Origin of the sequence: Limimaricola sp. G21655-S1 (assembly GCF_027213785.1) — a bacterium.
GTDB lineage: Bacteria > Pseudomonadota > Alphaproteobacteria > Rhodobacterales > Rhodobacteraceae > Limimaricola.
In genome coordinates, this window is record NZ_JAPWGO010000046.1 from 1 (window position 1) to 6,934 (window position 6,934).

General features: G+C 62.6%; 6 protein-coding genes. 4 read left to right on the forward strand and 2 right to left on the reverse strand.

Annotated features, from left to right (window positions below):
- Positions 1 to 126: 126 nt before the first annotated feature.
- The 4 genes from istA to O4G76_RS19580 all read left to right on the forward strand — a co-directional run bounded on the left by istA (position 127) and on the right by O4G76_RS19580 (position 5,958).
- On the forward strand, positions 127 to 1,692 hold the full coding sequence (gene istA, locus O4G76_RS19565) for an IS21 family transposase (RefSeq protein WP_099278671.1): 1,566 nt from the start codon (positions 127 to 129) through the stop codon (positions 1,690 to 1,692).
- Positions 1,625 to 2,353: an IS21-like element helper ATPase IstB gene (istB, locus tag O4G76_RS19570; protein WP_099278670.1), complete on the forward strand. Its 729-nt coding sequence runs from the start codon at positions 1,625 to 1,627 to the stop codon at positions 2,351 to 2,353. The genes istA and istB overlap by 68 nt, the downstream gene beginning before the upstream one ends.
- A 258-nt stretch (positions 2,354 to 2,611) precedes the next feature.
- Positions 2,612 to 4,963: a multicopper oxidase family protein gene (locus tag O4G76_RS19575; protein WP_099278669.1), complete on the forward strand. Its 2,352-nt coding sequence runs from the start codon at positions 2,612 to 2,614 to the stop codon at positions 4,961 to 4,963.
- Positions 4,960 to 5,958, forward strand: a complete 999-nt coding sequence (locus tag O4G76_RS19580) for an SCO family protein (protein WP_099278668.1) — start codon at positions 4,960 to 4,962, stop codon at positions 5,956 to 5,958. Before O4G76_RS19575 ends, O4G76_RS19580 begins: the two co-directional genes overlap by 4 nt.
- Positions 5,959 to 6,062: 104 nt before the next feature.
- Here O4G76_RS19580 and O4G76_RS19585 read toward each other — a convergent pair whose 3' ends face one another.
- On the reverse strand, positions 6,063 to 6,482 hold the full coding sequence (locus O4G76_RS19585) for an IS30 family transposase (protein ID WP_110522089.1): 420 nt from the start codon (positions 6,480 to 6,482) through the stop codon (positions 6,063 to 6,065).
- Between the two features lie 15 nt (positions 6,483 to 6,497).
- Entirely contained in the window at positions 6,498 to 6,839 is a 342-nt protein-coding gene (locus tag O4G76_RS19590; RefSeq protein ID WP_269398836.1) for a hypothetical protein, read from the reverse strand.
- Positions 6,840 to 6,934 lie beyond the last annotated feature (95 nt).

A 6,934-nucleotide genomic window follows, 5' to 3' on the forward strand; every position in this document is an offset into this window, starting at 1 on the left:
GTCAGCTCCTCGTCATCCTCAACGCCATGATCCGAAACAAACAGCCCATTCGCCTCTAAGAAACGACACAGTTGCCCTTACATCGGTGGCGATGATGCTCCCGGGGCAACCGGGGGCAGGTGCAGGATGTTGGTCGTGGAAACTATCGCGAAGATCCGTCGGGCATATTTCCAAGACAAAAAGCCTATCAAGCAGATCTGCCGGGAACTGCGCCTGTCGCGGAACACGGTGCGCAGGGTGATCCGGTCCGGGGTGACGGAGTTCAGCTATGAGCGCGGCGTCCAGCCGCAGCCCAAGATCGGGCCTTGGAAGGTCGATCTCGACCGGATGCTGGCGGAGAACGCCCGTAAGCAGAAGCGCGACCGGCTCACCCGCATCCGGATCTTCGAGGAGCTTCAGGCGCTTGGATACGAGGGCGGCTACGATGCCGTCCGGCGCTATGCCTCGTCATGGACAAGGACCGAGCGCGCAGCCTCGGCTGCCGCCTATGTGCCACTGAGCTTCGATCCTGGTGAAGCTTACCAGTTCGACTGGAGCCATGAGGTTGTCCTGATCGACGGGGTGACCACGACGGTGAAGGTGGCGCATGTCCGGCTCTGCTACAGCCGGATGCTGTTCGTGCGCGCCTATCCCCGCGAGACGCAGGAGATGGTCTTTGACGCGCACGACAAGGCCTTTGCCTTCTTCGGCGGAGCCTGCGCGCGGGGCATTTACGACAACATGAAGACCGCTGTGGATGCGATCTTCGTGGGCCGGGACCGCGCTTACAATCGCCGCTTCCAGCAGATGTGCGGGCACTACCTCGTTGATCCGGTCGCCTGCACGCCCGCTTCCGGCTGGGAGAAGGGCCAGGTCGAGAACCAGGTCGGCGTGGTTCGCCGGCGGTTCTTCGTGCCGCGGCCGCGGTTCAAGAGCTACGCCGAGCTTAACGCTTGGCTCGAGGACCGCTGTGTCGCCTGGGCCAAGAGGCACCCGCATCCCGAGTTGCGTGAGCGGACAACGTGGGAAGTCTTCGAGGAGGAGCGGCGGAGCCTTGTGCCCTATGCTGGCCGGTTCGACGGCTTCCACGCCGTCCCGGCCTCGGTGTCAAAGACTTGCCTCGTGCGGTTCGACAGCAACCGCTACTCGGTGGATGCCCGCGCGGTCGGTCGGGCCGTCGAGATCCGCGCCTATGCCGAACGGATCGAGATCTGGCAGGACGGCAAGATCGTCGGCGAGCATGCCCGCGCCTTCGGTCGCGGCCAGGACATCTACAACCCGCTGCATTACGTCCCGGTGCTCACTCGCAAGCCCGGCGCGCTCCGGAACGGGGCGCCGTTCAAGGACTGGGAACTGCCGGCGGCGATGCGGCGGGTGCAGCGCAAGCTCGGCCGCGTCCCGAACGGAGACCGCCAGATGGTCGAGATCCTCAGCGCGGTCCTGACCGACGGCTTGGACGCAGTGGAGGCGGCCTGCGCCGAGGCGCTGAGAGAAGGGGTCCATTCCTCCGCCGTCGTTCTCAATATCCTCGCCCGCCGCCGCGAGCCCGCGCCGCCCCTGACCATCGCGACGCCGGACGCACTGCGTCTGACCTGCGAGCCGGTCGCCGATTGCAGACGCTATGACAGCCTCAGGAGACCGGACCATGGAAAGATCGCAGGTGCTGGACATGATGGGCCAGCTCAAGCTCTACGGAATGAAGGCGGCCTATGATGAGATCATCGCCACCGCCGTGAAGCGGCAACACGAGCCCCAGAAGATCGTCGGCGACCTTCTGAGCGCCGAGATCAGCGAGAAGCAGGCGCGTTCGATCAAATACCAGATGACCATCGCCAAGCTGCCGCTGGCCAAGGAGGTCGACGAATTCGACTTCGAGGAGACACCGGTCAACGAGACGCTGGTCCGCGACCTGGTGGGTGGAGGTTTCCTCGAGCAGCAGCGCAACGTCGTGCTGATCGGCGGGACTGGAACCGGCAAATCGCACCTTGCCGTCGGCATCGCCCGGGCCTGTATTCGAGGCGGCAAGCGCGGGCGGTTCTTCAACGTTGTAGACCTCATGAACAAACTCGATGCCGAGGCCCGCGCCGACCGCCAAGGCCGCACCACCGATCTGCTCTGTCGCCTGGACTTCGTGATCCTCGATGAACTCGGTTATTTGCCCTTCGCCCAGACCGGCGGGCAGCTGCTCTTCCACCTGATCAGCCGTCTTTACGAGCGGACCTCGATCCTCGTGACCACGAACCTTGATTTCGGCGAATGGCCGAGCGTCTTCGGAGACGCCAAGATGACTACGGCGCTGCTCGATCGGCTCACCCATCACTGCGACATCGTAGAGACCGGCAATGAGAGCTGGCGCTTCAAAACTCGAGCATGAGCCCCGGATGATTGCTGGCACGACCGGCTGCGCCGTTTGGAAGCTACGCCGTCTCGGACCAGCTTCCTAAGCGCTCCGGGGGGGGGGGTGAGTTTTCGATGCCGATAGGGGGTCAAAATTGGGCGCCGATTGACACAAGCCCCTAATTCTGTTTAAGACGTTCGGTCGATAGACAATTTCTTCTCATTAACCAATCATAGGGAGAGGCAATATTCGCACGGCGCTTCGCAATTTGCGGAGCGCCCACGGGAGGGATTTATGTATCTCAAGCCTCACGCATCCCGCCGCCGCAAAAAGGAAGCGCAAAACGCTCGCAACAATCGTGCCGAAATCGTCAAGGCTCTTACGCAGGGCCATGTAAGCCGACGCGAGTTGTTCAAGTGGGGTATATTCACCGGCCTCGGCACGTTGGCGACCATCAACGGCCTCAGTCCCTTCGCAACAAGCGCTTATGCCTCGGTGCCGACCGGCGTGCCGCGCAGCCCGACTTTCGGTGCCATGCCCTTCACCTATCGGATGCCGCGCCTGCGGCTGGAGGAGCCGCACAAGCTCACGGAGAAGCCGAACGGCTACGAGCTCGATCTGGCCTTTCCCGGCTATCTGGACGAGCCGGAGGCAAGACGGCTTTCCTACCACACCCAGTTCACCGAATCCGGGGGCGACGACTACCGCAATCCGCGGTTCTCGGGTGGCCCGATGGAGGGCCGGCCGCCGGGCGAGTATTTCGCCCATCAGAGATGGCGGGAATACCTCCCGCAAAAGGCGTTCATCATGACGCTGGGCCGGCTGCAGAACGGCTATTCCTTCCACCCCAATTTTCCAGAGCAGGACCGCGACAGCGTCTGGACCTTCAATACCGGTCGCGAAGAGGAATCCGTGCTTCCACCGCCGCTGCTGAAAGTGCGTTACGGTGAGCCGGTCATATTCCGTCATTACAATGCATTGCCCGAGGATCGCCGCAAGAACAATGGCTTCGGCTCGATCAGCATGGCCACGCATAACCATAACGCTCATAACGCATCGGCCAGCGACGGGGCCTCCAATGCCCATTTCTACCCCGGGCAGTTCTACGATTATCACTGGTCGACGACCTTGGCGCGGGCCGACATGATCAACACCGATGCCAGCGATCCGCGTGCCTCCGGGCCCGACGGATACGGCGGTCTGACCTATGTGAAGGGGGATCACCGCGAGCTGCAAAGCTCGCTATGGTTCCACGACCATCGCTTCTTCTTCACCGCCGAGAACGTCTACAAGGGCCATCTCGGCGCGCTGAATTACTATAGCGGCCCCGATCGCGGCAACGAGGCCCTCGATGACGGGGTCAATCACAGGCTGCCGAGTGGGACCGAACTCGACTGGGGCAATATCGACTTCGACGTCAATCTGATGATTTCGGACGCGGCGCTGGACGAGGACGGACAGTATTTCTTCGACATCTTCGAAACCATAGGTTTCCTCGGCGACCTGCTGCTGGTCAATTTCGCCTACAAGCCTTTCTTCGAAGTGTTGCCGCGCAAATACCGCTTCCGATTGCTCAATGCCTGCATGTCGCGCTTCATTCGGCCCGGGCTGATCAACGACAGGAACCGCTGGGTGCCGATGAAGGTGATCGCCACCGACGGCAACCTGATGGTCAACCCGGTCTCGGTGAACCTGCTCGATCCGATGGGCACGGCCGAGCGCTTTGACGTGGTGGTCGATTTCAGCGAGTTCCCGGTCGGGAGCAGGATCCGGATGCTCAACGTCGCGGAGCACGAGGAAGGCGGCAAGCCGAAGGAGTACCTGTCGCGGCGGGACGCGATCGATCAGGACACCGACGACCCCGGCGTGGGCACTTTCCTCGAATTCCGCGTGGTGGGCGAAGTCGATTCGGTCGATAATCCCGGCAAGAAGCATTACGCTTCCGATCCTGATTACAGCCGGGTTCCGTCGCAGCTTACCGAACAGATCCCGATCGTCGATCCGGTCCGCGTCCGTCATCTCGAATTTAAGGGTACGGATAGAGAGGAAGGTTTGGAAACGGGTGAGTGCTTCCCCGACTGCGACGATCGGAACATCGAGGGCTTCGGTTGGACGATCCGGGTCAACGGCGAGTCGAACCATTTTCTCAATGCCAACCGAGTCAGCATGCTTGTCCCGGAGCCGGGCGTGACCGAGCACTGGATCATCGAGAACAGCAGCGGTGGTTGGGATCATCCGGTTCACCTTCATTTCGAGGAAGGCGTTACCATCGACCGCGACGGACGCCGGCTCTCACGTCTCGAGCGCGGCGCACGCAAGGATGTCTGGCGCACCGGAGCAGGTGGCCAGGTCCGGGTCCAGGTCACCTTCGGGGAATATGGCGGGGCCTACGTAACGCATTGTCACAACACGGTTCACGAGGACTGGGCCATGCTGGCACGCTATGACGTCTTGACCGATCCCAATGATCCGAACCAGTCGTCACAGCATGTTAGCGTGATCCCGACGCCCGATCCCTCGAAATACGGCGTGACCTACCGGGACCCCGAAATCCTGCCCGAGGGCAACCCGTTCTCGAAGGAGTATACCGGAAACCCGATGGTCGGTGATGATGATGATGACGACAAGCCGCGGAGACGGGGATGATACGTCGGCGTTCACTCTTCGGCGCGATCGCTCTCGCGACCACGCTCGCCGCCACCTCGGCCCTACCCGGACGCTGGGGTCTGGATTACTTTCCGAATACATCGCTACTGGATCAGGAGGGCCAGGAGCTCCGCTTCGTAGATGACTTGCTCGATGGAAGGATCGCGGTGGTCAATTTCTTCTACCTCGACTGCCCCGATATCTGCGGCCTCGCCACCGCGCGGATGGCCAAGGTGTATGAATGGCTCGGCGAGCGCGTGGGCGAGGATATCGTCATCATCTCGATCTCCCTCACCCCCGAGCGCGACACGCCCGAGGAACTGGCCGCCTATGCCGAGGCCTTTGGTGCCGGCGAGGGCTGGTATTTCCTCACCGGCGAGCCGGAGGAGGTCGAGGAGTTGCGCTACAAGCTCGGCGAACGCAGCACGCGGCTGAGCGACCACCGCAGCGACATGCTGATCGGCAATGTCGCGACCGGCGAATGGCGCCGCACCTCGCTGATGGGAAATCTAGCGGCCGCGACCGCCGACATCCTCGCGCTCGACCCGGACTGGGAACCGCCAAGGACTCCCGCAAAGGTTCTCGACGGCGCCACGCTCGATAGCTTTGCCGAAAAGAGCCGGGTCGGAGAAGGCCTGTTCAGCAAGGGCTGCGCCGCCTGCCATTCGATCGGTGCCGGGGTGCGCGTCGGCCCTGATCTCGAAGGCGTAACGCTCAGGCGAGATCACGATTGGCTCATGCGCTACATCAGGACGCCGGACCGGATGCTGGCTGAGGGCGATCCCATCGCGGTTAAGCTCGACCAAGAGTATCCCACGGTTCGCATGCCACGTTTCGGTCTCGGTGAAAAGGATGCGGCGGACCTTATCTCTTACCTGCACGCAGAAACCCTGCGCCTCGAAGAGCTCCCAAGGGAGGGGAGCGCTTCCGACCAAGCGCACAACATGGATGGGAAAGACACTCACGGCAATGATGCAGCCGGTCACGCACATTGAGCCCACAGAGATCGAGCGCCTGACCTTGGTCCCGAGCAGACCGTGGTCCACGTAGGACGCTCCCGATCAACCGCTGTGGATTCAATGCTGGTTGCGACACGGGTTCAGGACCGGTCGAGCTGACGGAGTTCTTCGGCGAAGGCCTCGGCCGGTGTCCGGTAGCCGAGGCAGCGCCTTGGTGTGGCGTTCAGCTGGGCGCTGATCTCAGCCATCGCGTGGTCTGACAGTGCGGCGATAGCCGTATCACGGGGCAGGTAGCGGCGGGCGCGCTTCTTGAGGTTCTCGACCGAGCCCTTCTGCCAAGGTGCTTGCGGGTCGCAGAACCACGCCTTGGGGCCCATTCCTGTTCTCAGATCACGCCAGCGGTTGAACTCGAACCCCCGGTCGAAGGTGATCGAGCGCCGTGCGGACAGGGACAGGAGCGACAGCAGGGTGTTCAGGCGGTTCATCAACTGCTTCGAGCTACGGTCGTTGTTTCGGAACAGGACGTGTGAGCGATACTTGAACCGCGACTCCGCAGTGATCTCAGGGTAGGGCGCTCACGGTCTCTTCTCCAGCATCTTGGCGCGGAACACCTCTGCGGGGGTCTTCCACCCGAGACATTTGCGGGGCGTGGCGTTCAGCCGATCGCAGATCTCGCGGATGTCGTGGTCCGAGAGTTGGCCGATGTCGCGGTCTCTGGGCAGCCAGCGGCGGGCGCGACGGTTGGTGTTCTCGACCGGGCCCTTCTGCCAAGGTGCGGAGTGGTCGCAGACCCAGCTGCTCGTGCCGATCTTGGCCTGCGGGTGGGGCCAGGAGACGATCGCGGCGCCCCGGCCGAAGGTCATCGGTCGGCGCGCCGGTAGGGGCAGGGCGCGGATGACCGCGATGACCTTGTCCATGATGGGCCGGGTCCGCTTTGATGACCGACAACCAAGTTGTCCGGCATCGACAACCAAGATGGCCGCTGTCTCCAGCCGGAGGGCGGGCGTAGCCC